General features: G+C 71.6%; 28 protein-coding genes. 9 read left to right on the top strand and 19 right to left on the bottom strand.

The window, feature by feature from the left end:
- Positions 1-13 precede the first annotated feature (13 nt).
- The 4 genes from AC07F3_RS28970 to AC07F3_RS28955 form a co-directional block, all read right to left on the bottom strand.
- Positions 14-532 carry a SixA phosphatase family protein gene (locus tag AC07F3_RS28970; protein WP_479117355.1) on the bottom strand — a complete coding sequence of 173 codons (519 nt, stop codon included), beginning with the start codon at positions 530-532 and terminating at the stop codon, positions 14-16.
- A 95-nt stretch (positions 533-627) separates the two neighbouring features.
- The gene (locus AC07F3_RS28965) at positions 628-834 is read right to left on the bottom strand and encodes a hypothetical protein (RefSeq protein WP_479117354.1); all 207 of its coding nucleotides are present in this window, start codon (positions 832-834) and stop codon (positions 628-630) included.
- Between the two features lie 192 nt (positions 835-1026).
- Entirely contained in the window at positions 1027-1143 is a 117-nt protein-coding gene (locus tag AC07F3_RS28960; protein ID WP_262985314.1) for an SGM_5486 family transporter-associated protein, read from the bottom strand.
- A gap of 30 nt (positions 1144-1173) precedes the next feature.
- Positions 1174-2460: a CynX/NimT family MFS transporter gene (locus AC07F3_RS28955; RefSeq protein WP_479117353.1), complete on the bottom strand. Its 1287-nt coding sequence runs from the start codon at positions 2458-2460 to the stop codon at positions 1174-1176.
- Between the two features lie 83 nt (positions 2461-2543).
- Between AC07F3_RS28955 and AC07F3_RS28950 the strand changes: the two genes are divergently transcribed.
- Positions 2544-3227, top strand: coding sequence for a FadR/GntR family transcriptional regulator (locus AC07F3_RS28950; RefSeq protein WP_479117352.1), 684 nt, complete (start codon positions 2544-2546; stop codon positions 3225-3227).
- A 12-nt stretch (positions 3228-3239) separates the two neighbouring features.
- Here AC07F3_RS28950 and AC07F3_RS28945 read toward each other — a convergent pair whose 3' ends face one another.
- The 3 genes from AC07F3_RS28945 to fabG all read right to left on the bottom strand — a co-directional run bounded on the left by AC07F3_RS28945 (position 3240) and on the right by fabG (position 5366).
- Complete coding sequence (locus tag AC07F3_RS28945; RefSeq protein WP_479117388.1) at positions 3240-3605, bottom strand: hypothetical protein; 366 nt, start codon at positions 3603-3605, stop codon at positions 3240-3242.
- Between the two features lie 268 nt (positions 3606-3873).
- On the bottom strand, positions 3874-4641 hold the full coding sequence (fabI, locus tag AC07F3_RS28940; protein WP_479117351.1) for an enoyl-ACP reductase FabI: 768 nt from the start codon (positions 4639-4641) through the stop codon (positions 3874-3876).
- Positions 4642-4646: 5 nt separating this feature from the next.
- The gene (fabG, locus tag AC07F3_RS28935) at positions 4647-5366 is read right to left on the bottom strand and encodes a 3-oxoacyl-[acyl-carrier-protein] reductase (protein ID WP_479117350.1); all 720 of its coding nucleotides are present in this window, start codon (positions 5364-5366) and stop codon (positions 4647-4649) included.
- Between the two features lie 209 nt (positions 5367-5575).
- Here fabG and AC07F3_RS28930 point away from each other — a divergent pair, with 209 nt between their 5' ends.
- From AC07F3_RS28930 to tyrS, 3 genes are read left to right on the top strand one after another with little or no spacing between them, the layout of a single operon-like run.
- Positions 5576-7087, top strand: a complete 1512-nt coding sequence (locus AC07F3_RS28930) for a TldD/PmbA family protein (protein WP_479117387.1) — start codon at positions 5576-5578, stop codon at positions 7085-7087.
- Positions 7084-8481, top strand: coding sequence for a metallopeptidase TldD-related protein (locus AC07F3_RS28925; protein ID WP_479117349.1), 1398 nt, complete (start codon positions 7084-7086; stop codon positions 8479-8481). Before AC07F3_RS28930 ends, AC07F3_RS28925 begins: the two co-directional genes overlap by 4 nt.
- A 44-nt stretch (positions 8482-8525) precedes the next feature.
- Entirely contained in the window at positions 8526-9794 is a 1269-nt protein-coding gene (gene tyrS / locus AC07F3_RS28920) for a tyrosine--tRNA ligase (RefSeq protein WP_479117348.1), read from the top strand.
- Between the two features lie 54 nt (positions 9795-9848).
- On the opposite strand, the gene AC07F3_RS28915 is transcribed toward tyrS, so the two are convergent.
- On the bottom strand, positions 9849-10124 hold the full coding sequence (locus AC07F3_RS28915; RefSeq protein ID WP_479117347.1) for a GlsB/YeaQ/YmgE family stress response membrane protein: 276 nt from the start codon (positions 10122-10124) through the stop codon (positions 9849-9851).
- A gap of 215 nt (positions 10125-10339) precedes the next feature.
- On the opposite strand from AC07F3_RS28915, the gene AC07F3_RS28910 reads away from it, so the two are divergent.
- On the top strand, positions 10340-10714 hold the full coding sequence (locus AC07F3_RS28910; protein ID WP_479117346.1) for a DUF3099 domain-containing protein: 375 nt from the start codon (positions 10340-10342) through the stop codon (positions 10712-10714).
- Positions 10715-10908: 194 nt separating this feature from the next.
- Positions 10909-11148 carry a hypothetical protein gene (locus AC07F3_RS28905; protein WP_479117345.1) on the top strand — a complete coding sequence of 80 codons (240 nt, stop codon included), beginning with the start codon at positions 10909-10911 and terminating at the stop codon, positions 11146-11148.
- On the opposite strand, the gene moaA is transcribed toward AC07F3_RS28905, so the two are convergent.
- From moaA to AC07F3_RS28890, 3 genes are all read right to left on the bottom strand, one after another.
- Positions 11131-12120, bottom strand: coding sequence for a GTP 3',8-cyclase MoaA (moaA, locus tag AC07F3_RS28900; RefSeq protein WP_479117344.1), 990 nt, complete (start codon positions 12118-12120; stop codon positions 11131-11133). The two genes, AC07F3_RS28905 and moaA, sit on opposite strands and share 18 nt — an antisense overlap.
- Before the next feature lie 173 nt (positions 12121-12293).
- A complete protein-coding gene (locus AC07F3_RS28895) occupies positions 12294-13925 on the bottom strand; it encodes a solute symporter family protein (RefSeq protein ID WP_479117343.1) in 1632 nt (543 codons plus the stop codon).
- Positions 13922-14287: a DUF485 domain-containing protein gene (locus AC07F3_RS28890; RefSeq protein ID WP_479117342.1), complete on the bottom strand. Its 366-nt coding sequence runs from the start codon at positions 14285-14287 to the stop codon at positions 13922-13924. The genes AC07F3_RS28895 and AC07F3_RS28890 overlap by 4 nt, the downstream gene beginning before the upstream one ends.
- A 394-nt stretch (positions 14288-14681) precedes the next feature.
- Between AC07F3_RS28890 and AC07F3_RS28885 the strand changes: the two genes are divergently transcribed.
- Positions 14682-16223, top strand: coding sequence for a S8 family peptidase (locus AC07F3_RS28885; RefSeq protein ID WP_479117341.1), 1542 nt, complete (start codon positions 14682-14684; stop codon positions 16221-16223).
- A 52-nt stretch (positions 16224-16275) separates the two neighbouring features.
- Here AC07F3_RS28885 and AC07F3_RS28880 read toward each other — a convergent pair whose 3' ends face one another.
- The 8 genes from AC07F3_RS28880 to AC07F3_RS28845 all read right to left on the bottom strand — a co-directional run bounded on the left by AC07F3_RS28880 (position 16276) and on the right by AC07F3_RS28845 (position 24148).
- Positions 16276-17319, bottom strand: coding sequence for a zinc-dependent alcohol dehydrogenase family protein (locus AC07F3_RS28880; protein ID WP_479117340.1), 1044 nt, complete (start codon positions 17317-17319; stop codon positions 16276-16278).
- Between the two features lie 18 nt (positions 17320-17337).
- Positions 17338-18018 carry a lysoplasmalogenase gene (locus tag AC07F3_RS28875; RefSeq protein WP_479117339.1) on the bottom strand — a complete coding sequence of 227 codons (681 nt, stop codon included), beginning with the start codon at positions 18016-18018 and terminating at the stop codon, positions 17338-17340.
- A complete protein-coding gene (locus AC07F3_RS28870) occupies positions 18015-18899 on the bottom strand; it encodes a sterol desaturase family protein (protein ID WP_479117338.1) in 885 nt (294 codons plus the stop codon). Before AC07F3_RS28870 ends, AC07F3_RS28875 begins: the two co-directional genes overlap by 4 nt.
- A gap of 294 nt (positions 18900-19193) precedes the next feature.
- A complete protein-coding gene (locus AC07F3_RS28865; protein ID WP_479117337.1) occupies positions 19194-19907 on the bottom strand; it encodes a VIT1/CCC1 transporter family protein in 714 nt (237 codons plus the stop codon).
- Between the two features lie 24 nt (positions 19908-19931).
- A complete protein-coding gene (locus AC07F3_RS28860; protein WP_479117336.1) occupies positions 19932-21158 on the bottom strand; it encodes an amidohydrolase family protein in 1227 nt (408 codons plus the stop codon).
- On the bottom strand, positions 21155-22450 hold the full coding sequence (locus AC07F3_RS28855; RefSeq protein WP_479117335.1) for an amidohydrolase family protein: 1296 nt from the start codon (positions 22448-22450) through the stop codon (positions 21155-21157). The genes AC07F3_RS28860 and AC07F3_RS28855 overlap by 4 nt, the downstream gene beginning before the upstream one ends.
- Before the next feature lie 13 nt (positions 22451-22463).
- A complete protein-coding gene (locus AC07F3_RS28850; RefSeq protein WP_479117334.1) occupies positions 22464-23348 on the bottom strand; it encodes an SDR family NAD(P)-dependent oxidoreductase in 885 nt (294 codons plus the stop codon).
- A gap of 2 nt (positions 23349-23350) precedes the next feature.
- Complete coding sequence (locus AC07F3_RS28845) at positions 23351-24148, bottom strand: acetoacetate decarboxylase family protein (RefSeq protein ID WP_479117333.1); 798 nt, start codon at positions 24146-24148, stop codon at positions 23351-23353.
- 112 nt (positions 24149-24260) lie between these two features.
- Here AC07F3_RS28845 and AC07F3_RS28840 point away from each other — a divergent pair, with 112 nt between their 5' ends.
- Complete coding sequence (locus AC07F3_RS28840; RefSeq protein ID WP_479117332.1) at positions 24261-24956, top strand: TetR/AcrR family transcriptional regulator; 696 nt, start codon at positions 24261-24263, stop codon at positions 24954-24956.
- A gap of 103 nt (positions 24957-25059) precedes the next feature.
- Positions 25060-26040 carry a DEDDh family exonuclease gene (locus tag AC07F3_RS28835; protein WP_114035950.1) on the top strand — a complete coding sequence of 327 codons (981 nt, stop codon included), beginning with the start codon at positions 25060-25062 and terminating at the stop codon, positions 26038-26040.
- The last annotated feature ends 8 nt before the right edge of the window (positions 26041-26048 follow it).

The raw sequence follows: 26048 nt of genomic DNA, 5'->3' as shown, positions 1-26048 counted from the left end.
TCGTCACGAGTGGTCAGGCGTGCGGGGCCCAGAACTCGACGAGCGTGCCCGCTCCGTGCTCCACGGACTTCCAGGAGCCGTCGATCGTGAGGACGGCGTACGCGCAGGTCGGGAAGCCGCTGCGGTTCATCCGCGGCAGCACGTCGCCCTCGGCGTCACCGGCGAGCGCGTCCGCCAGGGCGTGCATGCCCGGGTTGTGGCCGATGAGCAGGAGGTCGAAGACGTCGTCGGGGGTCTCGTTGATCAGCGCGATCAGTTCGCCGAGCGAGGCCTCGTACAGCCTCTCCTCGTACACCGTCCTGGGGCGCCGCGGCAGTTCCTGGACGGCCAGCTTCCAGGTCTCGCGGGTCCTGACCGCGGTGGAGCACAGGGCCAGGTCGAAGGTGATGCCGGACTCGGCGAGGCGGCGGCCTGCGACCGGGGCGTCCGCCCTGCCTCGTTCGGCCAGCGGCCGGTCGTGGTCGGACACCTGGGGCCAGTCGGCTTTCGCGTGCCTCAGAAGGACGATCCTGCGGGGTGTATCGACGCTCATGCTCCCCAGCTTCGCATGAATCGCGCCCTGCGGCGCAGGGTGCCGGAGGGGTCCGCCAAGGGGGTGACGGACGGGGTCGCAAGGGCCTTGGCCGCCTAGCGCGAGAGGCTGTGCTGGATGCGGTCGACGAGGTGCGTGAGAGTGCCGTCGCCGGACACGGCATGGGCGTCGCCGGAGCCCACGAGGAGCGCGAGGAGGGCGAAGAAGGCGACGGCGGGGAGGACGACGCCCCACCACGGCAGTTTGAAGTCGACGCCACCGGCGGCCGGTTGGGGGGACCTGGGGTGGGTGTGGGCCGACATGACCGCCTCCGTGTGCGTTCCGGGTTCGAGGGCCGCGTCCGAACGGGGCGTTCGTCGCGTACCTCAGAACCTACGGATCCGGCGGGCGTCATCCCATCCGGTGACCCACCCACTTGACCCTGACCCTGGCCCCCTAGGGGATGGTGGGGCCAGCACCACCACGGCCCCTTCGGGGTGCCGGTCGGGCGGCCGTCAGGGGGAGGCGATCGTCGCGATGATGGCGACGACGACCGTGACGGCGAGCATCGCGCCGAGCACGAGCAGGAGCTTCTTGTGGCTGTTCTGCGGATTGGGTTCGAGCACTGGCATGCGGCAAGTGTCGCATCCCGGTCGGCTCCGCTATCGCCGGGCCCCGAGCTCGTCCTCGATCGTACGGTCGCGGCCCGCGAGGACGCCCACGACGATCTGGGGCACCATGAGGCCCGCCATCAGGGCGATGGGCAGGTCCCAGCCGCCGCTGCGGTCGTGCAGGACGCCGACCAGGAGCGGGCCCGGGATGGAGAGCAGATAGCCCACGCACTGGGCGAACGCCGAGAGGCGCACGACGCCCGCCCCGGTCCGCGAGCGCTTGCTGATCATGGTGAGGGCCAGCGGAAAGGCGCAGTTGGAGATGCCGAGCAGCAGCGCCCAGGCCCAGGCCCCGCCGGCCGGTGCGAGGTAGAGCCCGGCGTAGCCGGCCAGTCCGCAGACACCGAGCACGACGACGATGGGGCCCTGGCTGCGCAGCCGGTTGACCAGCCACGGGATGACGAAGCCGAGCGGCACGCCCATGACCATGGTGAGGGAGAGCAGCAGCCCCGCCGTGCCGGCCGAGACGCCCGCGTCGCGGAAGATGGTCGGCATCCAGCCCATCGTGATGTAGGCGCCGGTGGCCTGGAGGCCGAAGAAGCAGGCCAGCGCCCAGGCGGTGCCGCTGCGGGTGATGCGCAGCGCGGGCGCGGGCTCTTCCTTGGCGCTGAGAGCGGGAGCCGCGCTGCCCGAGCGGTCGCGCGTCAGCGGGATCCAGGCCGCCACGGCGACGACCGCGAGCAGCGCCCAGACCCCGAGCCCCCGGCGCCAGCTGCCGCCCAGCGCGTCGGTGAGGGGCACCGTGGTGACCGCGGCCAGCGAGGTGCCCGCGGCGAGCGCCATCGAGTAGAGCCCGGTCATGGAGCCGACCCGGTCGGGGAAGTAGCGCTTGACGATCACCGGCATCAGGACGTTGCTGACGGCTATGCCCATCAGAGCGAGCGCGCTGGCCGCGAGGAAGGTGACGGTGCCGCCGGCAAAGGGGCGCAGGAGCAGGCCCGCGGTGATGGCGGCCATGCCCGCGAAGACGACGGCGCCGGGGCCGAAGCGGCGGGCGAGGCGCGGCGCCGTGATGCCGAAGACGGCGAAGCAGAAGGCGGGCACCGAGGTGAGGACGCCCGCGATGCCACCGCTCATGTGCAGTCCGCCGGTGACCTCCTTCATCAGCGAGCCGAGGCTGGTGATGGCGGGGCGCAGGTTGACCGCGGCGAGCACCAGCGCGAGCGGCACCAGCCAGCGCGTCCACGACGGCATCCGGCCCGCGTCGGGCGGGACTTGGAGGGGCTCGGCGGGGGCGGTGGGCGGATGGCTCAGCGTGGTGGTCTCTTCGTCGGGCATGGCACCATCATAGAATCATGGGATGATTGGTTGTCCAATCGTTTCCCGGCTCCCTCGCACGGCCCCTCCCGGACAGGAACACCATGACCCTGAGCTCCCCCCGGCGGTCCGCCCTCTCCGACCAGGTGATCGCGCAGCTGCGCAACCAGATCACCTCGGGCGAGTGGGCGGTCGGTTCGCGCATCCCGACCGAGCCCGAGCTGGTCGAGCAGCTGGGGGTGGCGCGCAACACGGTGCGCGAGGCCGTCCGCGCCCTCGCGCACAACGGTCTGCTCGACATCCGCCAGGGCTCGGGGACGTACGTCGTGGCCACCAGCGAGCTCGCCGGGGTGATGCACCGCCGGTTCGCCGACGCCGACCCGCGCCACGTGGCCGAGCTGCGGTCCACGCTGGAGTCGTCGGCGGCGAGGCTGGCCGCCCAGCGGCGCACCGAGCGCGAGCTCAAGCAGCTGGACACGCTGCTCGAACGGCGCGAGCAGGCCTGGGCGTCGGGCGACCGGGAGGCCTTCGTGTCGGCCGACGCCACCCTGCACCTGGCGGTCGTCGCCGCCTCGCACAACGACGTGCTGACCGAGCTGTACGCGGACCTCGGGCATCTGCTGCGCGACTGGCTGCGCGACGACGTGGGGCTCGACATGACTCCGGAGCACCACATGGACCACAGCCGGATGGTCGACGCGATCCGCACGGGCGACGCCGAGACGGCTGCGTCGGAGGCCGCCGCCCACGCCTTCATCTGCCTGCCGGACCGGCTCGAAGGGCACTGAACCGGCGCCGCGTCAGGTCGCCTTCTGGTGCGTCACCCAGACCGCGCGGACGTCCTTCCAGCAGCGGTCGGTGAGCCGTACGGTCTGCCCGGGGCCCACCTCCACGGGCGCCGCGTCCGCGTCGAGGTCCCACCAGTTCGCGCAGTCGGTGTGCAGCCGCACCCGGTCGGCGTCGGGGTAGGGGTTGTGGCAGTACGCGGTCACGTGCGAGCCCTGCACGGAGGTGTGGCACGCGGCGCCGAACGGCTCGGGCTTCGCGGCCGCCGGCGGGGCGTCGGGGGCGGTGGCGGCCCGCACCACGGAGGGCGCGGCGAGCCCGGCCGCCGCCGCGAGCAGGACGAACAGCAGGGCCAGCGCCCGGCGCTCGCCGACCCGCAGGGGATGGACGAGCAGGGGCCGCGCGAGGCGGTCCCGCACGGGACGGAACCACTCGGGGCGCTCCCGCGAAGCACTCGTCCGCGAGGAACGTGCCCACCGGGGACGTGCCCGCGAAGGGCGCGTGCGCGAGGGACGCACTCCCCCACCTCCTCCCCGGCCGACTGCCCGACATGTCCGTTTCGATCAGTCTGCGGGCAAGTCGCGGTCCACGCACGGCGGCCGCCCACCGGAAGGCTCCGGTGGGCGGCCGCGAACGTGCTGTGCGGGGTCAGGCACCCACGGCGTGCAGACCGCCGTCGACGTGGATGATCTCGCCCGTGGTCTTCGGGAACCAGTCCGAGAGCAGCGCGACGATGCCCTTGCCGGCGGGCTCCGGGTCGGCCATGTCCCACTCCATCGGGGAGCGGTGGTTCCACACGTCGGCGAGCTCGCCGAAGCCCGGGATGGACTTCGCGGCCATGGAGCCGATCGGGCCGGCCGAGATCAGGTTGCAGCGGATGTCGTCCTTGCCCAGGTCACGGGCCATGTAACGAGAGGTCGCCTCCAGGGCAGCCTTGGCCGGACCCATCCAGTCGTACTGCGGCCAGGCGTACTGCGCGTCGAACGTCATGCCGACGACGGAGCTGCCCGGGCCGAGCAGCTCGCGCAGCGCCATGGTCAGGGACTTCAGCGAGAAGGCCGAGACGTGCATGGCGGTGGCGACCGACTCGAACGGGGTGTTCAGGAAGTTGCCGCCGAGCGCGTCCTGCGGGGCGAAGCCGATGGAGTGGACGATGCCGTCCAGGCCGCCGAGCTCCTCCTTGACCAGGCCCGCGAGCCGGTCCAGGTGCTCCTGGTTGGTCACGTCCAGCTCGATGACCTTGGCGGGCTTGGGGAGCTTCTTGGCGATGCGCTCGGTCAGGGTCGGACGCGGGAAGGCGGTCAGGATGACCTCCGCTCCCTGCTCCTGGGCCAGCTTGGCGGCGTGGAAGGCGATGGAGGACTCCAGCAGCACACCCGTGATCAGGATGCGCTTGCCCTCGAGAATTCCGCTCATGGTGATCAGTGACCCATGCCCAATCCGCCGTCAACCGGGATGACGGCTCCAGTGATGTACGAGGCGTCGTCGGAGGCGAGGAACTTCACCGCGGCGGCGATCTCCTCGGGCTGCGCGTAGCGGCCCAGCGGCACCTGGGACACGATGCCCGCGCGCTGCTCCTCGGTGAGCACCTTGGTCATGTCGGTGTCGACGAAACCGGGTGCGACGACGTTGAAGGTGATGTTCCGGGACCCGAGCTCGCGCGCGAGCGACCGGGCGAAGCCGACCAGACCCGCCTTGGAGGCGGCGTAGTTGGCCTGACCCGCCGAGCCGAGCAGCCCCACGACCGAGGAGATCAGCACCACGCGGCCCTTCTTGGCGCGCAGCATGGCGCGGTTCGCGCGCTTGACCACGCGGAAGGTGCCGGTGAGGTTGGTGTCGAGGACGGACGTGAAGTCGTCCTCGGACATGCGCATCAGGAGCTGGTCCTTGGTGACGCCGGCGTTGGCGACCAGCACCTCCACGGGACCGTGCTTGTCCTCGATCTCCTTGTAGGCCTGCTCCACCTGCTCGGTGTCGGTGATGTCGCACTTGACGGCCAGGCAGCCCAGTTCCATGAGGGCCGCCGGCGGCTCTCCGGAGCGGTACGTGATCGCGACCTTGTCGCCGCTGTCGGCAAAAGCGTGGGCGATGGCGAGGCCGATGCCCCGGTTACCTCCGGTGATGAGAACCGAGCGGCTCAACGGATCACCCTTTCGATAGGCGGATTCGTACTCCACGCAAACTATCGGTACCGCCCGACTTACGAGGAATCGAGCCCTGACAGTGGCGTGGAACGAGCGCTGTCGGGTCCCTACAGAAAGGCGTAGTCAGCGAGGTCGCCGGCGCGACATGATCGGGGCGACCGGTCTCATACGACAGGGAGACAGCTGTGCCATCTGGGACCCATTCCATCGACGAAGCCTTCACGGCGCTGCCCCTGCGGGCGCTCGCCGACGCGGCGCTCGCGCGGGCCCGCGCGCTCGGCGCCGACCACGCCGACTTCCGGTTCGAGCGGGTGCGCGGCGCCTCCTGGCGTCTGCGCGACGCGCGGCCCGCCGGTTCCTCCGACACCACCGACCTCGGCTACGCGGTCCGCGTCGTGCACGGCGGGGCCTGGGGCTTCGCCTCCGGGGTGGATCTGACGATGGACGCGGCGGCCAAGGTGGCCTCCCAGGCGGTGGCCATGGCCAAGCTGTCGGCACGGGTCATCGCGGCCGCCGGGTCGAAGGAGAGGGTCGAGCTCGCGGCCGAGCCGGTGCACGCCGAGAAGACGTGGGTCTCCTCGTACGAGATCGACCCGTTCTCGGTGCCCGATGCCGACAAGAGCGCCCTGCTCGCCGACTGGAGCGCGCGGCTGCTCCGCGCCGAGGGCGTCGAGCACGTGGACGCCTCGCTGCTCACCGTGCACGAGAACAAGTTCTACGCGGACACGGCGGGCACGGTGACGACCCAGCAGCGGGTGCGGCTGCACCCGCAGCTCACCGCGATCGCGGTGGACCGCACGACCGGCGAGTTCGACTCGATGCGCACCATCGCGCCGCCCGTCGGGCGCGGCTGGGAGTACCTGACCGGCACCGGCTGGGACTGGGACGCGGAGCTGGAGGAGATCCCCTCCCTGCTGGCCGAGAAGATGCGGGCGCCCAGCGTCGAGGGCGGCCACTACGACCTGGTGGTCGACCCGTCCAACCTGTGGCTGACCATCCACGAGTCGATCGGCCACGCCACCGAGCTGGACCGGGCGCTCGGCTACGAGGCGGCGTACGCGGGCACCTCCTTCGCCACCTTCGACCAGCTGGGCACCCTGGCGTACGGCTCGCAGGTGATGAACGTGACCGGCGACCGGACCGCCGAGCACGGGCTCGCGACCATCGGGTACGACGACGAGGGCGTCGAGGCGCAGTCCTGGGACCTGGTGCGGGACGGCACCCTGGTCGGCTACCAACTCGACCGCCGCATCGCGAAGTTGACGGGTCTCGGCCGTTCCAACGGCTGCGCCTACGCCGACTCCCCCGGGCACGTGCCGGTCCAGCGGATGGCGAACGTCTCGCTCCAGCCGGATCCGGGCGGGCTGTCCACCGAGGACCTGATCGGCGGGGTCGAGCGCGGCATCTACGTGGTCGGCGACCGGTCCTGGTCGATCGACATGCAGCGCTACAACTTCCAGTTCACCGGCCAGCGCTTCTTCCGGATCGAGAACGGCCGCCTCGCCGGCCAGCTCCGCGACGTCGCCTATCAGGCCACCACCACCGACTTCTGGGGCTCCATGGAGAAGGTCGGCGGCCCCCAGACGTACGTCCTGGGCGGCGCCTTCAACTGCGGCAAGGCCCAGCCGGGCCAGGCCGCCGCGGTCTCCCACGGCTGCCCCTCCGCCCTGTTCCGCGGCGTCAACATCCTCAACACCACGCAGGAGGCCGGGCGATGAGCTCCCGTAGGACCGTCAAGCCGCACGAGATCGTCGAGCGGGCCCTGGAGCTGTCCACCGCGGACGGGTGTGTCGTCATCGCCGACGAGCACTCCTCGGCGAACCTGCGCTGGGCCCGCAACGCGCTGACCACCAACGGCGTCACCCGCGGGCGCACCCTGACCGTGATCGCGACGGTGGACGGCGCCGAGGGCACCGCCTCCGGCGTCGTGTCGCGCTCGGCCGTCACCGCCGACGACCTGGAGCCGCTGGTGCGGGCCGCCGAGGCCGCGGCGCGCGCCGCCGGGCCCGCCGAGGACGCCCAGCCGCTGGTCAGTGGGGTGCCCGCGTCGCCCGACTTCACCGAGGCCCCGGCCGAGACCACCTCCGCCGTGTTCGCGGACTTCGCGCCCGCGCTCGGCGAGGCCTTCGCGCGGGCCGGGGCGGGCGGCCGCGAGCTGTACGGCTTCGCCCACCACGAGCTGAGCTCCACCTACCTCGGTACGTCCACGGGCCTGCGGCTGCGCCACGACCAGCCCAACGGCACCCTGGAGCTGAACGCCAAGTCCGCGGACCGCACCCGCTCGGCCTGGGCGGGCCGGGCCACCGCCGACTTCAAGGACGTCGACCCCGCCGCCCTCGACGAGGAGCTGGCCCGCCGGCTCGGCTGGGCCGAGCGGCGGGTGGAGCTGCCCGCCGGTCGGTACGAGACGCTGCTGCCGCCGACCGCCGTGGCCGACCTGCTGATCTACCAGATCTGGTCCGCCGCCGCCCGGGACGCGGCCGAGGGCCGGACCGTGTTCTCCCGGCAGGGCGGGGGCACCCGCATCGGCGAGACCCTCTCCGGGCTGCCCCTCACCCTGCGCAGCGACCCGAACGAGCCGGGCCTCGAGTACGCGCCGTTCGTCGTGGCGCACGCCTCCGGCGACACGGAGTCGGTGTTCGACAACGGGCTCCCCGTCCCCGCGACGGACTGGATGCGCGAGGGCCGCCTGGAGCACCTGGTGACCACCCGGCACAGTGCCGGGCTCACCGGACTGCCGGTCGCCCCCGCGGCCGGGAACCTGATCCTGGACGGCGGCGGCGAGCGCACCCTGGACGAGATGGTCGCGGCCACCGGGCGGGGCCTGCTCGTGACGTGCCTGTGGTACATCCGCGAGGTGGACCCGGCCACGCTCCTGCTGACCGGCCTGACCCGGGACGGCGTGTACCTCGTCGAGAACGGCGAGGTCGTCGGCGAGGTGAACAACTTCCGCTTCAACGAGTCCCCGGTGGACCTGCTGTCGCGGGCGACCGAGGCCGGGCGCACCGAAAGGACGCTGCCCAGGGAGTGGAGCGACTACTTCACCCGGGCAGCCATGCCCGCGCTGCGCATCCCGGATTTCAATATGAGTTCGGTCAGCCGGGGCGTATAACCTCGGTGCTGTCAGTAAGCACGTCTGAAGGAGACAAGAGACCCGTGACGGACATCGTCGACGAACTGCAGTGGCGCGGGCTGATCGCCCTCTCCACTGACGAGGACGCATTGCGCAAGGCGTTCACGGACGGTCCCGTCACGTTCTATTGCGGCTTCGACCCGACCGCGCCCAGCCTGCACCTGGGCAACCTGGTGCAGATCCTCACGATGCGCCGGATCCAGCTCGCGGGGAACCGCCCGCTGGGCCTGGTCGGCGGCGCCACCGGCCTGATCGGCGACCCGAAGCCCAACTCGGAGCGCACGCTGAACGCGCCGGAGGTCGTGGCGGGCTGGGTCGAGCGGCTGCGCGGCCAGATCGAGCGGTTCCTCGACTTCGAGGGCCCGAACGCCGCGACGATGGTCAACAACCTGGACTGGACGTCGGGCCTGTCGGCGATCGACTTCCTGCGGGACGTCGGCAAGTACTTCCGGGTCAACAAGATGATCGCGAAGGAGGCCGTCTCGCGGCGGCTCAACTCCGACGCGGGCATCAGCTACACCGAGTTCAGCTACCAGATCCTGCAGGGCATGGACTTCCTGGAGCTCAACCGGAGGTACGGCTGCACGCTGCAGACCGGCGGCAGCGACCAGTGGGGCAACCTCACGGCGGGCACCGACCTGATCCACCGGGTCGAGCCCGACGCCGACGTGCACGCCCTGGCCACGCCGCTGATCACCAAGGCGGACGGCACCAAGTTCGGCAAGACGGAGTCCGGCACGGTCTGGCTCGACCCTGAGAAGACCACGCCGTACGCCTTCTACCAGTTCTGGCTGAACGCGGACGACCGGGACATCTCGAAGTTCCTGCGGATCTTCAGTTTCAAGTCCCGCGAGGAGATCGAGGAGCTGGAGAAGCTCACCGAGGAGCGGCCGCAGGCCCGGGCCGCGCAGCGGGCGCTCGCCGAGGAGCTGACCACGCTGGTGCACGGCGCCGAGCAGACGGCCGCGGTCACCGCCGCGTCCAAGGCGCTGTTCGGTCAGGGCGAGCTCACCGAGCTGGACGCGGCGACGCTCGCCGCCGCGCTGTCCGAGCTGCCGCACGCCCAGGTGGCCGAACTCGGCCTGGTCACCGACCTGTTCGCCGAGGTCGGCCTGGTGGCCAGCAAGTCGGCCGCCCGCCGCACGGTGAAGGAGGGCGGCGCCTACGTGAACAACGTGAAGGTGACCGCCGAGGACGCGGTCGTCACGGCCGGTGAACTCCTGCACGGACGCTGGCTGGTGCTGCGCCGCGGCAAGAAGAACCTGGCGGCCATCGAGGTCACCGGCGCCTGAGCTGCACAGGCGCGCGAAAGGGGCGGTTCCGTCGCGGGACCGCCCCTCTCGCCGTCAGGCTCTCTGCTTGTTGCCCCGCAGCGCCATGTACAGCATGTCGCCGAGGAAGACGATCACGACGGCGGCCGCGATCTGGAGCCCGTGCCGGCCCCAGTCGATGCCCTTGGTCTCGGCGATCCCGATCGCCCGGGCGATCGAGTTGCCGACCACGCCGCCGATGATGCCGAAGATGGTGGTCAGCCAGAGCGGACTGTGCTGCTTGCCGGGAATGATCGCCTTGGCGATGAGACCGAGCACGAATCCCACGATGATGGCCCACAACCAGCCCATGGCTGCCTCCCTAGTACGGCTCGACGTGAGCAGGTCCCGCCAGTCTCTGCCCGTACTCCGTACGGCGCATGTCGGACACCTCCGTACGTGTCCGGTACCGGGGCATCCGCGCAGGTAAGAGCCGCCCCGGTCTCGAACCCGGCGGAGCCCCGGCGTACGGTGATAACAGTCCGGGCCGGGGAGAGCCCGCCAGGGAACTCGGGTGGTGGAACGTGATGCGGAAGCAGAGCAGCGGCCAGGTCTTCCGGATCACCGGGGCCCGCCAGGGGCTCGCCGAGGACGTCCGCGGCCGGCAGCGCCGCTATGTGATCTCGATGTCGATCCGCACCGTTTCGGTGGTGCTGACCGCGGTGCTGTGGAACGTGGAGCGTCCTGTCGCCATCGTGACGCTGGTGCTCGGCGCGCTGCTGCCCTATGTGGCGGTCGTGTTCGCCAACGCGGGCCGGGAGAACGTGACTTCGCTCCCCTCCACCTTCATTCCGGCCCCGTCGCGGCCGGCGCTCGGCGCGGCCCCGGTGGGCGGCGCGGCGGAATCCGCGACGGAACCGACGGCCGGTGACCACGAGTGGCGCTCACACGATCAAGGCTGATCCGTCACCGTCCGCAAGCTCAGGAAAAGCTCAGATCAATCATGAAGTTCCGGTGCACCACACCGGGTCCCCCATGACATACTTCGTAGGCGCTCCGCATCCCCCGTCGGAGCGACGGACCGACGCCGGGCAGCTCCCCCCGTGGCTGCTCGGCGTCGCCTTTGTGACGGGGTGGCATGACGGACAATGTCTCTGTGAGTGACGAGACGACTGACGAGACCCCCATCTGTTCCGCCAAGGGCTGCCGTGCGGCCGCCGTCTGGGTCCTGGCCTGGAACAACCCGAAGATCCACACGCCGGAGCGGCGCAAGACGTGGCTCGCGTGTGCGGAACACCGCGAGCACCTCTCCCAATTCCTGGGCGTACGGGGCTTCTTGAAGGACGTCGTGACGCTCGCCGAGTGGGAGGCGGCCGGGTCAGCCGCCGATCGCTGACATCGGGCGGTCGGGCTGCAGGAACGAGGGGTCGTCCAGGCCGGAACCGGCCTTCTTCCCCCACATCGCCAGCTTCCACAGCCGGGCGATCTCCTCGTCCCCCGCGTCCGAGCGCAGGGCCGCGCGCAGGTCGGACTCCTCGCGGGCGAACAGGCAGGTGCGGACCTGGCCGTCGGCGGTGAGCCGGGTCCGGTCGCAGGCGCGGCAGAACGGGCGGGTCACCGAGGCGATGACGCCCACCGTGTGCGGGCCGCCGTCGACCACCCAGCGCTCGGCGGGCGCCGATCCCCGCTCCTCGTCTCCCTCGGGGGTGAGCGTGAAGCGCGTACGCAGCGATGTCAGGATGTCGCCCGCGGTGATCATGCCGTCCCGCTTCCAGCCGTGCTGGGCGTCGAGCGGCATCTGCTCGATGAAGCGGAGCTCGTAGTCGTGCTCGACCGCCCAGGCCAGCAGGTCGGGGGCCTCGTCGTCGTTGAGGCCGGGCATCAGGACCGCGTTGACCTTGACCGGGGTGAGACCGGCTTCGCGCGCGGCCTCCATGCCCTCGATGACGTCCTTGTGCCGGTCGCGGCGGGTCAGTGTCTTGAACACGTCGGGCCGCAGGGTGTCCAGGGAGACGTTGACCCGGTCGAGCCCGGCCGCCTTCAGGGCGGCGGCGGTGCGCTTGAGGCCGATGCCGTTGGTGGTGATCGACATCCGGGGGCGCGGCTCCAGGGCGGCGCAGCGCTCGACGATCCCGACCAGGCCGGGGCGGAGCAGCGGCTCGCCGCCGGTGAAGCGGACCTCGGTGACGCCGAGGTCGGTGACGGCGATGCGGATGAGGCGGACGATCTCGTCGTCGGTCAGCAGATCGGGCTTGGCCAGCCACTGCAGACCCTCTTCCGGCATGCAGTACGTGCACCGCAGATTGCACCGGTCGGTGAGTGAGACGCGCAGGTCGGTGGCCACCCGGCCGTAGGTGTCGATGAGCACTGTGGGCCCCCTCCCCTGTCCGTCGAAGTCAGTCGCACATCTGTCGAGCGTGTATACACCCGAGCCTACGCGAGAGCTCCGGCAACCGGAGGGGCCGATTGTCACGAGGTGTGGCGAGACCGTGTCGTAGGACTCTACGACACGGTCTCGGCCATGCACCGTGCGGACGTACGTCAGTGGGCGCCGACGCCGGTGAGGGACTTCACCTCCAGCTCGGCGTACTTGCCCCGGTCCGACTCCTCCTTCGACAGGAGCGATCCGATCCAGCCGAGCAGGAAGCCGAGCGGGATCGAGATCAGGCCCGGGTTCTCCAGCGGGAACCAGTGGAAGTCGACGCCCTTGAACATCGAGGTCTTCGGGTTGCCGGAGACGACGGGCGAGAACAGCACCAGGAACACCGAGCTGAACAGGCCGCCGTAGATCGACCACAGCGCGCCCTGGGTGGTGAAGCGTTTCCAGAACAGGCTGTAGAGGATCGTCGGCAGGTTCGCGGAGGCCGCGACCGCGAAGGCGAGGGCGACCAGACCGGCGACGTTCATGTCGCGGGCGAAGGCGCCGAGCACGATCGCGACCGCGCCGATGAAGACGGTGGCCCAGCGTGCGGCGCCCATCTCCTCCTTCTCGGTCGCCTTCCCCTTGCGGATGACGTTGGCGTAGATGTCGTGCGCGAAGGACGAGGACGAGGCGAGGGTGAGACCGGCGACGACGGCGAGGATGGTCGCGAAGGCGACCGCCGAGATCACCGCGAGCAGGGTCGCCCCGCCCGTGGTGCCGACACCGCCGCCCAGGTACTCCGCGAGCTGCGGGGCCGCGGTGTTGCCCGCCGGGTTCTGCGCCTTGATGGCGGCGGGCCCCACCAGCGCGGCCGCGCCGAAGCCGAGCGCGATCGTCATCAGGTAGAAGGCGCCGATGATGCCGATCGCCCAGTTCACGGACTTCCGGGCGGCCTTCGCCGTGGGCACCGTGTAGAAGCGGATCAGGATGTGCGGAAGGCCCGCGGTGCCGAGCACCAGCGCGATGCCGAGCGAGATGAAGTCGAGCTTGGAGGTCCCGTTGGCGCCGTACTTGAGGCCGGGCTCCAGGAACGCCGCGCCCTTGCCGCTCTTCTCGGCGGCGCTGCCGAGCAGGTCGGAGACGTTGAAGTGGAACTTGAGCAGCACCAGGAAGGTCATCAGGATCGCGCCCGCGATGAGCAGGACCGCCTTGACCATCTGCACCCAGGTGGTGCCCTTCATGCCGCCGATGGTGACGTACACGATCATCAGGACGCCGACCAGGGCCACGATGAGGATCTTGCCGGCGTCGGTGGTGATGCCGAGCAGGAGCGAGACCAGCACGCCCGCGCCGGCCATCTGCGCGAGCAGGTAGAAGATCGAGACGACGATCGTGGAGGCCCCGGCCGCGGTGCGCACCGGGCGCTGGCGCATCCGGTAGGCCAGCACGTCGCCCATCGTGTAGCGGCCGGAGTTGCGCAGCGGCTCGGCGACCAGGAGGAGCGCCACCAGCCAGGCGACCAGGAAGCCGATGGAGTACAGGAAGCCGTCGTAGCCGAACAGGGCGATGGCTCCGGCGATGCCGAGGAAGGACGCGGCGGACATGTAGTCGCCGGAGACCGCGAGGCCGTTCTGGAAGGCGGTGAACTGGCGGCCGCCCGCGTAGAAGTCGGAGGCGTTCTTGGTCTGCCGGCCCGCCCAGACGGTGATGGCGAGGGTCGCGGCGACGAACACGGCGAACAGGGTGATGATCAGCGGCCGGTGCTCGGTGGTCGACGAGGCGGCGGCGAGGGTGACGAGGGCGGGGCTCATGCGTCGGCCTCCATACGGGACTTGATGGCCTCGGCCTTGGGGTCGAGCTTCGCCGCGGCGTGCCGCGAGTAGAACCAGGCGATGAGGAAGGTGGTCAGGAACTGGGCGAGGCCGAAGACGAAGGCCACGTTGATGTTGCCGATGACCTTGGTGCCCATGAAGCCGCCCGCGTAGTTGGACAGCAGCACGTACAGCAGGTACCAGGCGATGAAGGCGATGGTCAGCGGAAAGGCGAACGAGCGGTAGGTGCGCCGGAGTTCGCCGAATTCCGCGCTCTCCTGCTCGACGACGAATGCCTCGGTGCTGGGCTGGACGGGACGGAGGTCCGTCCCTGCTTCGGGCGGCGACGCGTCGGTGGCCACGGAATCTCCTCGCGATGCGGATGCGGCGGGTACGGAACATTCGGACATGGGAGCCCTTGGGGTGGGTTCTGATGCGGTCCCCCTGACAACGGCACGGAGCGCGGGGCGTCTCGGTTCAGTCCGGCCGATTTTTCTCCGTGGCGCGTCCTGCCGCGGCATGTGGCGGGTTTCGCACGCCCCCGCGCCGACTACACGACTTTCTTCGCGAACTCGGCACAAGCCGTTGATCCGCCGAGATGATCGGCGATAGCTTCACTGCTCACGCGCCCGTCCGGCCGCGGCGCCCGCCGGGCGGTGCCGGTGCCGCCGGAGCCGCTGTCCCACCTGTTCAGCCCGTCGCCCGTTGCTTCACCCACGTACGCATCGAGAGTTCCGCCAACCCCATGGAGACCCCATGCCGTTGCACATCTCCCGTACGCGCCGAGCCGTCGCCGCCTCGGCGGGCCTGGCCACCGCCGCCGCCCTCGCGTTCCTTCCCGGCACCGCCTCGACGGCCGCCGCCGACAGCGGCCCGGTGAGCGCGAAGGCGGCGCAGCCGACCGGGCCCGAGCTCAGTTACATCGTCAACATCCGTCCCGGGCACGGGAATTCGGCCCGCGTCCAGAGAGCCGTCGCCCAGGCGGGCGGCTCGGTGCTCCAGGCGTACGACCAGATAGGCGTGCTCGTCGTGCACTCCGCCAACGCGGACTTCGCGAAGACGATCCGCAAGGTCAGGGGCGTCGATTCGGCGGGTGCGACCAGGACCGCGCCGCTGCCCGCGCAGTCCACCACCGATGTGGGCACGCCCAAGCACCTCACCGCCGAGGACCTGGAGGCGACGGCCGCCGAGGCCGCGCCCGGCGAGGACCCCCTGGAGCCCCTGCAGTGGGACCTGAAGGCGATCAAGGCGGACCAGGCGCACCAGAAGACGCTGGGCAGCCCCAAGGTCACCGTCGGCGTGATCGACACGGGCGTCGACGACACGCATCCGGACATCGCGCCCAACTTCGACCGGGCCAAGTCGGTCAGCTGCATCACCGGCAAGCCGGACACCACGGACGGCGCCTGGCGCCCCTTCACCACCGGCGGATCCCCGCACGGCACCCATGTCGCGGGCGAGATCGCGGGCGCCAAGAACGGCGTGGGCATCACCGGGGTCGCGCCCGGCGTGAAGGTCGCGGGCATCAAGGTGTCGACGCAGGGCGGCAGCTTCTTCTACACCGAGGCCGTGGTCTGCGGCTTCGTCTGGGCGGCCGAGCACCACATCGACGTGACGAACAACAGCTATTACACCGACCCCTGGTACTTCAACTGCAAGAACGACCCCGACCAGAAGGCACTGGTCGAGGCGATCACCCGGGCGTCGAAGTACGCCGAGTCCAAAGGCACGGTGAACGTGGCCGCGGCAGGCAACGAGAACTACGACTTCGCGGCCGACACGATCACCGACCCGGCGAGCCCGAACGACTCCACGCCGGGCAGCCGGGTGGTCGACCCGCGCGAGTGCCTGGACATCCCGACCCAGCTGCCCGGTGTGGTGACGGTCGCCGCGACCGGCGCCAAGGGCATCAAGTCGTCGTTCTCCAACTACGGCCTCGGCGTGATCGACATCGCGGCGCCGGGCGGTGACTCGACCGCGTACCAGCCGCCGCAGGCCCCGGCCACCAGCGGGCTGATCCTCGGCCCGGTCCCCGGCGGCACCTGGGCCTACATGGCCGGCACCTCCATGGCGACGCCCCATGTGGTGGGCGTGGCCGCGCTGTTGAAGTCGCGGCACCCGCACGCCTCGGCGTTCGAGATCAAGGCGCTGCTCGCGCTCCAGGCGGACAAGACGCCGTGCACCACGCCGTACGACATCAACGGTGACGGCAAGGTGGACGCGGTCTGCCAGGGCGGGAGGTTCTACAACGGCTTCTACGGGGCGGGCATCACCAACGCCCTCAACGCCGTGAAGTAGCAAGGGAGTCGAGGGGCCGTCCGCGTGCCGGGCGGCCCCTTCGGCGGGTGCGCTACGGCTTGACGAGGACCTTCAGGGCGGTGCGGTCGTCCATCGCCCGGTAGCCGTCGGGCACGCCCTCGATGCCGACCGTGAGGTCGAAGACCGGGGCCGGGTCGATGGTGCCGTCGAGCACGTCGGCGAGCAGCTCGGGGATGTAGCTGCGCACGGGGGCGACGCCGCCGCGCAGCGCGATGTTGCGGTCGAACATGACGCCGAGGTCGAGGCCGGTGCCGGAGCCGTGCGGGACGCCGACGTAGCCGATGGCGCCGCCGTCGCGGGTGATCTCTACGGCGGTGCGCATGGACTGCTCGGTGCCGACGGCCTCGATGACGCCGTGCGCGCCCTGGCCGCCGGTCAGTTCGCGCACCGCGGCCACGGCGGCCTCGCCGCGCTCGGCCACGACGTCGGTGGCGCCGAAGAGCTTCGCGATGTCGGTCCGCGCCTGGTGGCGGCCGAGCGCGATGATGCGCTCCGCGCCGAGCCGCTTGGCGGCGAGCACACCGCACAGGCCGACCGCGCCGTCCCCGACGACGGCCACGGTAGAGCCGCGCCGCACGCCGGCCCCGATCGCCGCGTGGTGGCCGGTGCCCATGACGTCGGACAGCGCGAGCAGACCGGTCAGCAGGTGGTCGTCGCCGACGGCGTCGGCGGGCAGCTTGACGAGGGTGCCGTCGGCGAACGGCACGCGGACGGCCTCGCCCTGGCCGCCGTCGGACCCGACCGAGCCCCAGAACCCGCCCCGCGGGCAGGACGTGGTGAGGCCCTCGGCGCAGAAGTCGCAGGTGCCGTCGGACCAGACGAAGGGCGCGACGACGAGGTCGCCCTTGGCGAAGCCGCGCACCTCGGGCCCGGCCTCCTCGACGATGCCGAGGAACTCGTGGCCGATGCGCTGGCCGGGCTGCCGGGCGGACTCACCGCGGTAGGCCCACAGGTCGCTGCCGCAGATGCAGGCCCGCAGGACACGGACGACCGCGTCGGTGGACACCTGGACCTTCGGGTCCGGCACCTCCTCGACCCGGATGTCGTGGGGAGCGTGGATGACGGTGGCGCGCATGCTGCAGGTCCTTGCCGGTCAGGGGGTGGTACGAGGCCTCTCACGGTACGCCTGTGCGAGAAGGGCCTGCGCGCCGAGATACGTCAGCATGATCCAGAAGTCGGGGCGCGGCGGCTGCGGCCAGTGGGCGACGCCGGTCGCGATCAGGGTGTCGGAGAGCAGGAACAGCGCCCCGCCGAGGCCGACCAGCGGCCCGAGGCGGGAGGAGCGGTAGGCCATGGCGGTGAGCAGCAGGCTGTAGATCGCGACCGGGACGCGCAGCCCGCCCGGCAGGTCCGGCCAGAGCGCCGCGACCGTGCCCGCCAGCGCGATCCCGTACGCGGCGCCGAGCCCGGCATGGGTGCGGCCGCGCCCGAACAGCACGAGGTAGCAGACGTGCCCGGCGGCGAAGCAGCCCATGCCGAGCAGGAAGGCGGCGTCCGCGCCGGACAGCAGGAACACGTCCCCGCCCCAGCCGCACAGGAGCGCGGCGACGAGCGGCCGGGGCCCGCCGCGCGCGTACACGTGCCCGGCGAGCAGCGGCATGAGGAGCGGCTTGGCCACCAGGTGCCCGGGGTGCCAGCCCGCGAGCAGGGCGACCAGGTCGAGGGCCGAGGCGAGGCCGAAGGCGATGAGGAGCGGGGTGGCCGCGTCGGCACGGCGGGCCCGCGGGCCCGCCTCCGGGCCACGCGGTACGGCGTCCGCGCCGGGTCGGGTCATGCCGCGCGCTCCGCGACGGCGGCGGGCTCCGCGAGCAGCGCCGTCCGGGGGCGCGGCTGCCAGCCGGGTCCGCGGAAGATCCGGCCTGCCCGTTCGCGCCAGGTGCGGGCGGCGCGCACGTCGCGGGCGATGGCGGCGTACTCGTGCGTGGCGACGCGCAGCGGGTTGAAGGTGGAGATGTTCTTGGTGAGCCCGTAGACGGGCCGCTCGGTCTCGGCCGTGAACGAGCCGAACACGCGGTCCCAGATGATCAGGATCCCGCCGAAGTTCCGGTCCAGGTAGCCGCCCTGGGAGGCGTGGTGCACCCGGTGGTGGGAGGGCGTGTTGAGCACGAACTCGAACGGCCGGGGCAGTTTGCCGACCCGCTCGGTGTGCACCCAGAACTGGTAGACGAGGTTCGCCGACGAGCAGAAGGCCAGCACCGCCGGGTGCACGCCGAGGGCGATGAGCGGCACGTAGAAGGGCCACACGGTCCAGGTCGTCCAGGGCTGGCGCAGCGCGGTGGTGAGGTTGAACTTGCGGCTGGAGTGGTGCACCACGTGGCAGGCCCACAGGATCCGGATGACGTGGTGGCCCCGGTGGGACCAGTAGTAGAAGAAGTCCTGCCCCAGCAGCATCAGCGGCACCGTCCACCACAGCACCGGGATCGCGAGCGGCGTCAGGGCGTACACCGCGGTGTAGATGGCGACGATCGGGATCTTCCACAGGGCGTCGAAGACCAGACTGCCGAGCCCCATGCCGACGCTCGTGGTGGCGTCCTTCGTCTCGTACCCGGCGGCCTCCTCGTCCGGATGGAGCCGGTAGCTCACCATCTCGACGACGGTGAGCAGCACGAAGGCGGGTATCGACCACAGCACGACATCGGGCAGGTTCGGCGACATGCCTGCACCGTAGGGGCGCGGCGGCGGGTCCGGCTAGATGTTGTTACCGACAAGTATGCGAGACGGGTTGTCAGCAGGCTTTGGTGAGTTCCGCCAATGGGGCACGGGCGGTCGGCGGCCGCCGCTGCCGCCGAATGGCGCTCCGGGGGAGGCAACTGCCGGTCCAGGAACGGAAGTTAGGGACCTACGCCTCGCGAGTACGGCAGTCTCGACGCTCGCGAAATCCGCCCTGGCCCCGAAGGGGGCCGACTCACTTGCATGCGACCCGCGCACGCCTGGACCAGGGCGGGCGGTTCAGGCCCCCACCGCCCCCAGCAACGCCCCCGCCGCATAGGTGACCCCCATGGCCACCGCGCCCCCGCCCACGTTCCGCAGGACCGCGCGGTTCGCCGGGGCCGAGCCCAGGCGGGCGCTCCACCAGCCGGTCAGGGCCAGGGCCGCGAGGACCGAGCCGACCGTCACGTAGAGGCGGACGGAGGCCGGGGGCAGCACGATCGCCAGGAGCGGCAGCAGCGCGCCCGCCGTGAAGGCGAAGAAGCTCGCCCAGGCCGCGTGCCAGGGGTTGGTGAGTTCGTCGGGGTCGATCCCCAGCTCGACACGGGCGTGGGCGCGCAGCGCGTCGCGTTCGGTGAGCTGGACCGCCGCCTCGCGGGCCACCTCCTCGCTCAGCCCGCGCGCGGCCAACAGCCCGGTGAGTTCGGCCAGTTCGGCCTCGGGCGACTCCTTCAGCTCGCGGCGCTCCATGGCGAGCGCGGCCTTCTCCGAGTCCCGCTGGGTGGAGACGGAGACGTACTCGCCGGCCGCCATGGACATGGAACCGGCGAGCAGTCCGGCCAGGCCCGCCGTCAGGAGGGCCGAGCGGTCGTCCGTCGCGCCGGCCACGCCCACGACGAGACCGGCGGTGGACACGATGCCGTCGTTGGCGCCCAGGACCGCGGCCCGCAGCCAGTTGAGCCGCGAGCCGAGCGCCCCGTTGTGCGCCTCGTCGTGCTGGTCGGTTCTGCTCATGCGGGGAGGGTCTCACCCCGCCCGTCACCACACGCGCAGCGACCCACCCGGCGCGAACGCCGGGCTCGACGCCTCGGCCGGTATCTCCTTCAGCGGCTCGGCGATCTCCGCGACCGTCGGGCCGACCCGGGCCGCGACCTCGTCCAGGAGGGCCAGGTCGAAGCCGTAGACGCGGGCCGCGTTGCCGCCGACCATCGCCGCGACCTCGTCGCGCGGCAAACCCGCGTAAGCGATCCGCAGGCCCTCGCGCGAGTAGGGGGTGGTGCCCTCGTCGTGCGGGTAGTCGCTGCCCCACATGATCTTGTCGAGGCCTATCCGGTCGCGCAGCGGCACCTCGTGCGGCCGCATGAAGCTCGCGCCCACGAAGCAGTTGTCCCGCCAGACCCCCGAGGGCCCCTTGCCCATGGACCCGGCGAGCCCGGCGCCGAACTTGGACTCCGCCGTGGACGCCTTCGTCGCGGCCGCCACGAGGCGGTCGTGGTAGTAGTCCAGCATGTCCAGCACGCCGGGGATCCAGCCCGAGCCCTGTTCGGTGAGGACGAGCCTGAGGGACGGGTGGCGGTGGAAGGCGCCGCCGAAGATCAGGTGCCACAGCGCGCGGTGCGAGAACCAGGTGGTCTCCACCATGAACACGGCCCGCGCCGCCGGTTCCTCGCCCAGCGGCGGGGACGCGGACCCGCCGTGGTGGTTGACCGGTACGTCCAGTTCCGCGCAGACCGCCCAGATCGGGTCGTACACGGCGGAGTGGAGCTCGGGGACGCCCGAGCCGGGCGGGGTGCCGGGCAGCAGGATGCCGCCGGTCAGGCCCGCCTCCTTGGTCCGGCGGATCTCGCGCACCGCCGCGTCGACGTCGTTCAGGAGGATCTGGGCCACGCCCGCCCGGCGGCCCGGCGCCTCGGAGCAGAAGTCGGCCAGCCAGCGGTTGTGGGCGCGCAGCCCCGCCCAGCGCTGCTCGAACTCCTCGCGGGTGGGCGCGGGCGCCATGAGGGAGGCGGAGGGGAAGAACGGCGGGATGGTGTTGGGGAACATGACCTCCGCGACGATCCCGTCCGCCTCAAGCTCGGCCATCCGCCGGGCCGAGTTCCAGTTGCGGTCGGCGGTCTCGGCGACCAGGTCCTCGTACGGGTTGACGTAGGTGGCCGCCCACCCGTCGAAGGCGTCGTGGTACCGGGATTCGAGGTACGGCCGGTAGTCCAGGAGGTCGGCCCCGGCGTGGCAGTCCGCCGAGACGACGGTGTAGCGCTCGCTCATTTCGTCACCCCCAGGACCGGGAAGTCGTGTTCCGTGAGCCAGTGGCGCCCCACCTCGCGCGAGCGCGCCCAGGACGCCTCGACGGCCGACTGGTCCTCGGGCTGGCCGAGTTCGGCGGGCGTCGGGCCGATCCGCCGGGCGATCGGCGCGAGCTTCTCCGTGTCGAAGCCGAAGACCTCGGCCGCGGCCAGGCCCAGCATCCGGCGGGTCTCGGCCACCGGGATGTCGTGGAAGGTGTTGCGCAGCCACTCGCGGGTGTTCGGCCAGGTCCCCTCCGGGTGCGGGAAGTCGGAGCCCCACAGGATGTTGTCGACGCCGATCTCGTAGCGCTGGGCGAGTTCGCGGCGCTTGGTGTTGGTGGCGCAGACGAACATCTGCCGGTCGAGGTACTCGCTCGGCGGCCGCTTCAGCTCGGCGAACGGCGACAGCTTCTTGCCGCCGTGCGCGCCGAGGTAGAGCCGGTCCATGAACCACAGCAGGTTCGGCAGCCACCAGCAGCCCGACTCCGCCACCCCGAACCGCAGCCCCGGGTGCCGCTCGAAGACGCCGGACCACAGCAGGAACCAGAGGGGGCGGGCGGGCCACCACGTCACCTCGGACACGTAGATCCCGAGGTGGTCGCCGTACTCGTGGCGCGGGGCCGCGCCCGAGTGGGTCACCAGCGGCATCTGCGTCTCGGCGGCCGCCGCCCAGACCGGGTCGTAGCGGCGGTCGTGGTACGGGGCGCGGTCCACCCACATCGAAGGGATCATCAGCGCGCCGAGCCCGGACTCCTTGGCGCGGTGGATCTCGGCGACGACCCGGTCGACCTCGCCGGTGACGGGCAGCAGGGCGACCCCGCAGTGCCGTGCCGCGCTCTGCGCGTCCCGGCCGACGAACTCGGCCAGCCAGCGGTTGTGCGCCTGGGCGCCCGCCATGCCGAGCTCGGGGTCCTGGTCCCCGGACAGGCCGAGGCCCACGCCGAAGGGGGCCGCGGTGCGGCTGTCGACGGCGTCCGCGTCGGGGAAGACGACCTCGGCGGCCACGCCGTCCCCGTCGAGCTCCTTGAGGCGCTGCCCGGCGTCCCAACCGCCGCGCAGGCCTTCCTCGTTGTCGCTGAACCACCGGTCGGCGAAGGCCTCGTTGCGTACGCCGAGCCGGGTCATCTCCTCGCGGCGGCGGTCGCGCCCCGCGAGGAACTCGTCGAAGTCCCGGTGGAACCGGGCGTCCAGATAGGGCCGGTACTCCTCGGTGGGCAGCCCGGCGTGGCAGTCGGAGGAGATGATCAGGTACGGGTCGTTCGGTGCTGTCATCGCGGGTCCCTCGTCAGTCCAGAATGAAGCTTTCCAGGTACGCCGGGTTCGCCCGGTCGAGCATCGACCGCGAGCGCGCCCTGATCTGCCGGTCGCTGTGCTCGCTCGCGGGCAGCATCCAGAACCGGTCGGCCCGGATCCCGTCGACGACCTCCTCGGCGACGGCCTCGACCGGGGTGAACTCGATCTCGTGACCGGCCTCCCTCATGGCCGCCTCCCACTGGTCGAGGCTGCGGTACGGGGTCCTGCGCGGCCGCTCCTTGGCGTACCGCTCGGGCCGGTTGCGGTGCGACTCCCACAGTCCGGTGCGCAGCATGTGCGGTCCCGGGAAGAGCACCGAGGCGCCGATCGGGACGCCCTCGGCCACCAGGTGCGCGTACAGGGACTCGGTCATCGTGACGACCGCCGACTTGGTGACGGCGTAGACGGACGCGGTCGGCAGCGGGGCGATCCCGCCGTCGGACGAGGAGGTGTTGACGATCCGGCCCGGCTCGCCGCCCGCGATCATGCGGGGCACGAAGGCCTGGATGCCGTGGAAGACGCCCCACACGTTGACCGCGAAGGCCCACTTCCAGTCGTTGACCTCGTGCTCCCACATGCGGCCCTCGGCGCCGGAGCCGACCCCGGCGTTGTTGCACAGCACGTGCACGGCACCGAAGGTCTGGTACGCGGCGTCGGCGAGGGCGAGCACCGAGTCCCGCTCGCTGACGTCGACGGTCTTGGCCAGCACCTCGGCCCCGTCCTCGCGCAGCTGCCCCGCGGCCTTCTCCAGGGCGCCCTCCTCGACGTCGGCGAGGACGACCTTCAGCCCCTCGGCGGCGAACCGCCGGGCCATCGCGAGCCCGATCCCGCTCGCCGCCCCGGTGACGACGGCGACCTGCCCCTGCCTCAGCTCCATGGTCAGACGCTCCCCTCGGGCGGCCCGTCGAGAATCTGCTGGGGGTCGTCGTAGCGCTGGTGGATGTACGGCAACAGAGCCTGCGCGCTGACCCGTTCGACCACCGTGCCCTTCTGGTCGGTGGTCTTCTCGCCGATGGTGATCTCCACGACGCGGCGCACCGGAAGGTCGGCGACGGGGTCGTACATCGACTCGCGCAGCACCACGTCGCCGGTGATCCGCTCCAGTTTGCGCACCTTCTCGTTGCGTACGCAGTGGACGAGGACGGGGTCGGCGTCGAAGCCCTCGCCGTCGACGGCCGGGAGGAACTTGAAGTAGAAGTCGGTCTTCCGGGTGGGCTCGGGCAGGGGCAGCGGGCCGTCGACGGCGCCCCGCACCTCCACGAACGCGATCTGGTGCCGGGCCAGCGAGGCCCGTACGACCAGGCCGTCGCGCTCGACGACCACCTCGCCGAGCTTCTTCGGCTCGCCGAACACCTCGCGGCCGCCGATCAGGGCCCGCTCGTGCGTCATCGGCATGACGAGCGGATACCAGCCCTCCTGCCCGTCGTGCACCGCGGCGACCGCCACCGAGCCCGCCCCGAGCGGATAGCCGGGCAGGTCGACCTTGCTGATGTTGGCCCGCACCAGCGGGCGTTCGGCGGGCTTGAGCGGCGGCGGCAGCACGGCCGCGACCGCGTCGGGGTCGCTCTCCCAGACCGCCACCACCCCGGTCGACCAGATGTCGGGGAGCTTGGAGCTCGCGGAGCGCGCGGCCTGGATCTCGGCCTCGGTGCGCGCTCCGTACCGTACGCGTGCCATGTCGTACCGCCCTTCGCAGACTGTTCTCTTCCGGGGGTCTGTAACACAGTTACACCGCACTCGATGAAGGGTAAAGAGGCTTGCAGGCACCGAAGTTGATGGGGCATCAGATATGACGACGCGTGCACCGCTCACCCGCGAGGAGATCCTGGCCGCGGCCGGCGGCCTGGTCAGGCAGCACGGCCCGGGCGCCCTCACCATGCGCAAACTCGCCGCCGAACTCGGCACCGCGGTCACCTCGATCTACTGGCACGTCGGCAACCGCGAGTCGCTCCTGGACGCGCTGGTCGAGCGGACCGTCGAGGAGCTCGGCGAGATCAGACCGCGCGGGCGCACCCCGGCCGCGCGCGTGGTGTCGGTGGCCCGCACCCTGCGCCGCGAGCTGCGCGCGCGCCCCCACCTGATCGCGATGGTCCACGAACGCGGCCTGACCGAGCGGATGTTCCTGCCCGCCCAGCAGGCCCTGGTCCACGAGGTGCACGCGGCGGGCCTGCGCGGCGCCCGGGCCGCCCAGGCGGTGCGGGCCGTCCAGTTCCAGGTGGTGGGGTACGTCCTGGTCGAGCGCAACCGGGAGCGCGCCCCGGTCCAGCGCCCGGCCGAGGACGAGCTGTGGGACCCCGCCGCGGCCGGGCCCGACCCGGCGCTCGCCCGCGCGCTGGCCGCCCCGGTGGACCAGGAGCGGCTGTTCACGGACTCGGTACGGGCGCTCGTGACGGGACTGCTGGCCGGGTCGACAACACAGGAGCCGCCCCGGGTACACGGAGGGGTGGCTTCGCCCGGGGCCCCACGGGGGCCCCGAACCGGTTGATTCCAGGACCAGTTGACACCCTCGCCCCGGCGGCGACCGGCCACCGGGCCCCGAGCGCGCACCCGGCCCCGGCCCGGAGTGTCAGTGTCGCCCCGTATTCTCTGTGACCATGCTCGACGACCTGACGACAGCAGCGACGTGGCCGGCCGCCTACCCACCGGGGTACGCGGTCGTCGACGTGGAGACCACCGGCCTCGCCCGCGACGACCGGATAATCTCGGCTGCCGTCTACCGGCTCGACGCGCAGGGCAACGTCGAGGACCACTGGTACACGCTGGTCAACCCCGAGCGCGACCCGGGCCCGGTGTGGATCCACGGGCTGACCAGTGACGTCCTGGAAGGGGCCCCGCTCTTCCCCGACATCGCCGAGGAGTTCGCGGCCCGGCTCGACGGCCGCGTCCTGGTCGCGCACAACGCGATCTTCGACTGGCAGATGATCGCGCGCGAGTACGCGCGGGCCGAGCGCACCGCGCCGGTCAAGCAGCGGCTGTGCACCATCGCCCTGTCCAAGGAACTCGCGCTGCCGCTGCCCAACCACAAACTGGAGTCGCTCGCCGCGCACTACGGCGTCGTGCAGCAGCGCGCCCACCACGCGCTCGACGACGCGCGGGTGCTCGCCGAGGCGTTCCGCCCGAGCCTGCACGCGGCCGCGGCCGGCGGGGTGCGCCTCCCCCTGCTCGAATGCCGCCCGCTCACCGAGTGGACGGACTCACCCGCGCGGCCCCGCATCGGCTACCAGGCCTCCTACCGCGGCGGCTCGGGCACCTGGCGGGCCTCGCGCAAGCGTCCCGCCTGCCCGCACCCCAACCCCGGGCGCTACGAGCCGGACCGGCCGCTGAAGCAGGGCATGCGGGTGGCCTTCTCGGGGGACACCTCCGTCGACCGGGAGCTCCTGGAGGACCGGGCGATCGAGGCGGGTCTGCACGTGGCGACCAGTGTGTCGCGGCTCACCAGTCTGCTCGTCACCAACGATCCGGACTCGGCCACCTCCAAGACGGTCAAGGCGAAGTCCTTCGGCACCCCGGTCGTCGACGAGGCCGCCTTCACCCAGCTGCTGCGGGACGTGGCACCGGCAGACGGGTGAGTGCCGGG

It is taken from the genome of Streptomyces sp. NPDC045846 (assembly GCF_056431605.1).
The sequence above is the reverse complement of the archived record's forward strand: the minus strand, read 5'-3'. Positions and strand labels throughout refer to the sequence as shown.

Excerpts from the sequence above, each read along its gene's own strand:
- AC07F3_RS28895 (WP_479117343.1), bottom strand. The coding sequence starts at position 13,925 with ATGAGCCCCGCCCTCGTCACCCTCGCCGCCGCCTCGTCGACCACCGAG.
- AC07F3_RS28845 (WP_479117333.1), bottom strand. The coding sequence starts at position 24,148 with ATGGCACGCGTACGGTACGGAGCGCGCACCGAGGCCGAGATCCAGGCC.
- AC07F3_RS28840 (WP_479117332.1), top strand. The coding sequence starts at position 24,261 with ATGACGACGCGTGCACCGCTCACCCGCGAGGAGATCCTGGCCGCGGCC.
- AC07F3_RS28860 (WP_479117336.1), bottom strand. The coding sequence starts at position 21,158 with ATGAGCGAGCGCTACACCGTCGTCTCGGCGGACTGCCACGCCGGGGCC.
- AC07F3_RS28965 (WP_479117354.1), bottom strand. The coding sequence starts at position 834 with ATGTCGGCCCACACCCACCCCAGGTCCCCCCAACCGGCCGCCGGTGGC.
- AC07F3_RS28865 (WP_479117337.1), bottom strand. The coding sequence starts at position 19,907 with ATGAGCAGAACCGACCAGCACGACGAGGCGCACAACGGGGCGCTCGGC.
- AC07F3_RS28855 (WP_479117335.1), bottom strand. The coding sequence starts at position 22,450 with ATGACAGCACCGAACGACCCGTACCTGATCATCTCCTCCGACTGCCAC.
- AC07F3_RS28925 (WP_479117349.1), top strand. The coding sequence starts at position 7,084 with ATGAGCTCCCGTAGGACCGTCAAGCCGCACGAGATCGTCGAGCGGGCC.
- AC07F3_RS28950 (WP_479117352.1), top strand. The coding sequence starts at position 2,544 with ATGACCCTGAGCTCCCCCCGGCGGTCCGCCCTCTCCGACCAGGTGATC.
- AC07F3_RS28960 (WP_262985314.1), bottom strand. The coding sequence starts at position 1,143 with ATGCCAGTGCTCGAACCCAATCCGCAGAACAGCCACAAGAAGCTCCTG.
- AC07F3_RS28910 (WP_479117346.1), top strand. The coding sequence starts at position 10,340 with ATGCGGAAGCAGAGCAGCGGCCAGGTCTTCCGGATCACCGGGGCCCGC.
- AC07F3_RS28850 (WP_479117334.1), bottom strand. The coding sequence starts at position 23,348 with ATGGAGCTGAGGCAGGGGCAGGTCGCCGTCGTCACCGGGGCGGCGAGC.
- AC07F3_RS28915 (WP_479117347.1), bottom strand. The coding sequence starts at position 10,124 with ATGGGCTGGTTGTGGGCCATCATCGTGGGATTCGTGCTCGGTCTCATC.
- AC07F3_RS28880 (WP_479117340.1), bottom strand. The coding sequence starts at position 17,319 with ATGCGCGCCACCGTCATCCACGCTCCCCACGACATCCGGGTCGAGGAG.
- AC07F3_RS28970 (WP_479117355.1), bottom strand. The coding sequence starts at position 532 with ATGAGCGTCGATACACCCCGCAGGATCGTCCTTCTGAGGCACGCGAAA.
- AC07F3_RS28870 (WP_479117338.1), bottom strand. The coding sequence starts at position 18,899 with ATGTCGCCGAACCTGCCCGATGTCGTGCTGTGGTCGATACCCGCCTTC.
- AC07F3_RS28875 (WP_479117339.1), bottom strand. The coding sequence starts at position 18,018 with ATGACCCGACCCGGCGCGGACGCCGTACCGCGTGGCCCGGAGGCGGGC.
- AC07F3_RS28955 (WP_479117353.1), bottom strand. The coding sequence starts at position 2,460 with ATGCCCGACGAAGAGACCACCACGCTGAGCCATCCGCCCACCGCCCCC.
- fabI (WP_479117351.1), bottom strand. The coding sequence starts at position 4,641 with ATGAGCGGAATTCTCGAGGGCAAGCGCATCCTGATCACGGGTGTGCTG.
- AC07F3_RS28885 (WP_479117341.1), top strand. The coding sequence starts at position 14,682 with ATGCCGTTGCACATCTCCCGTACGCGCCGAGCCGTCGCCGCCTCGGCG.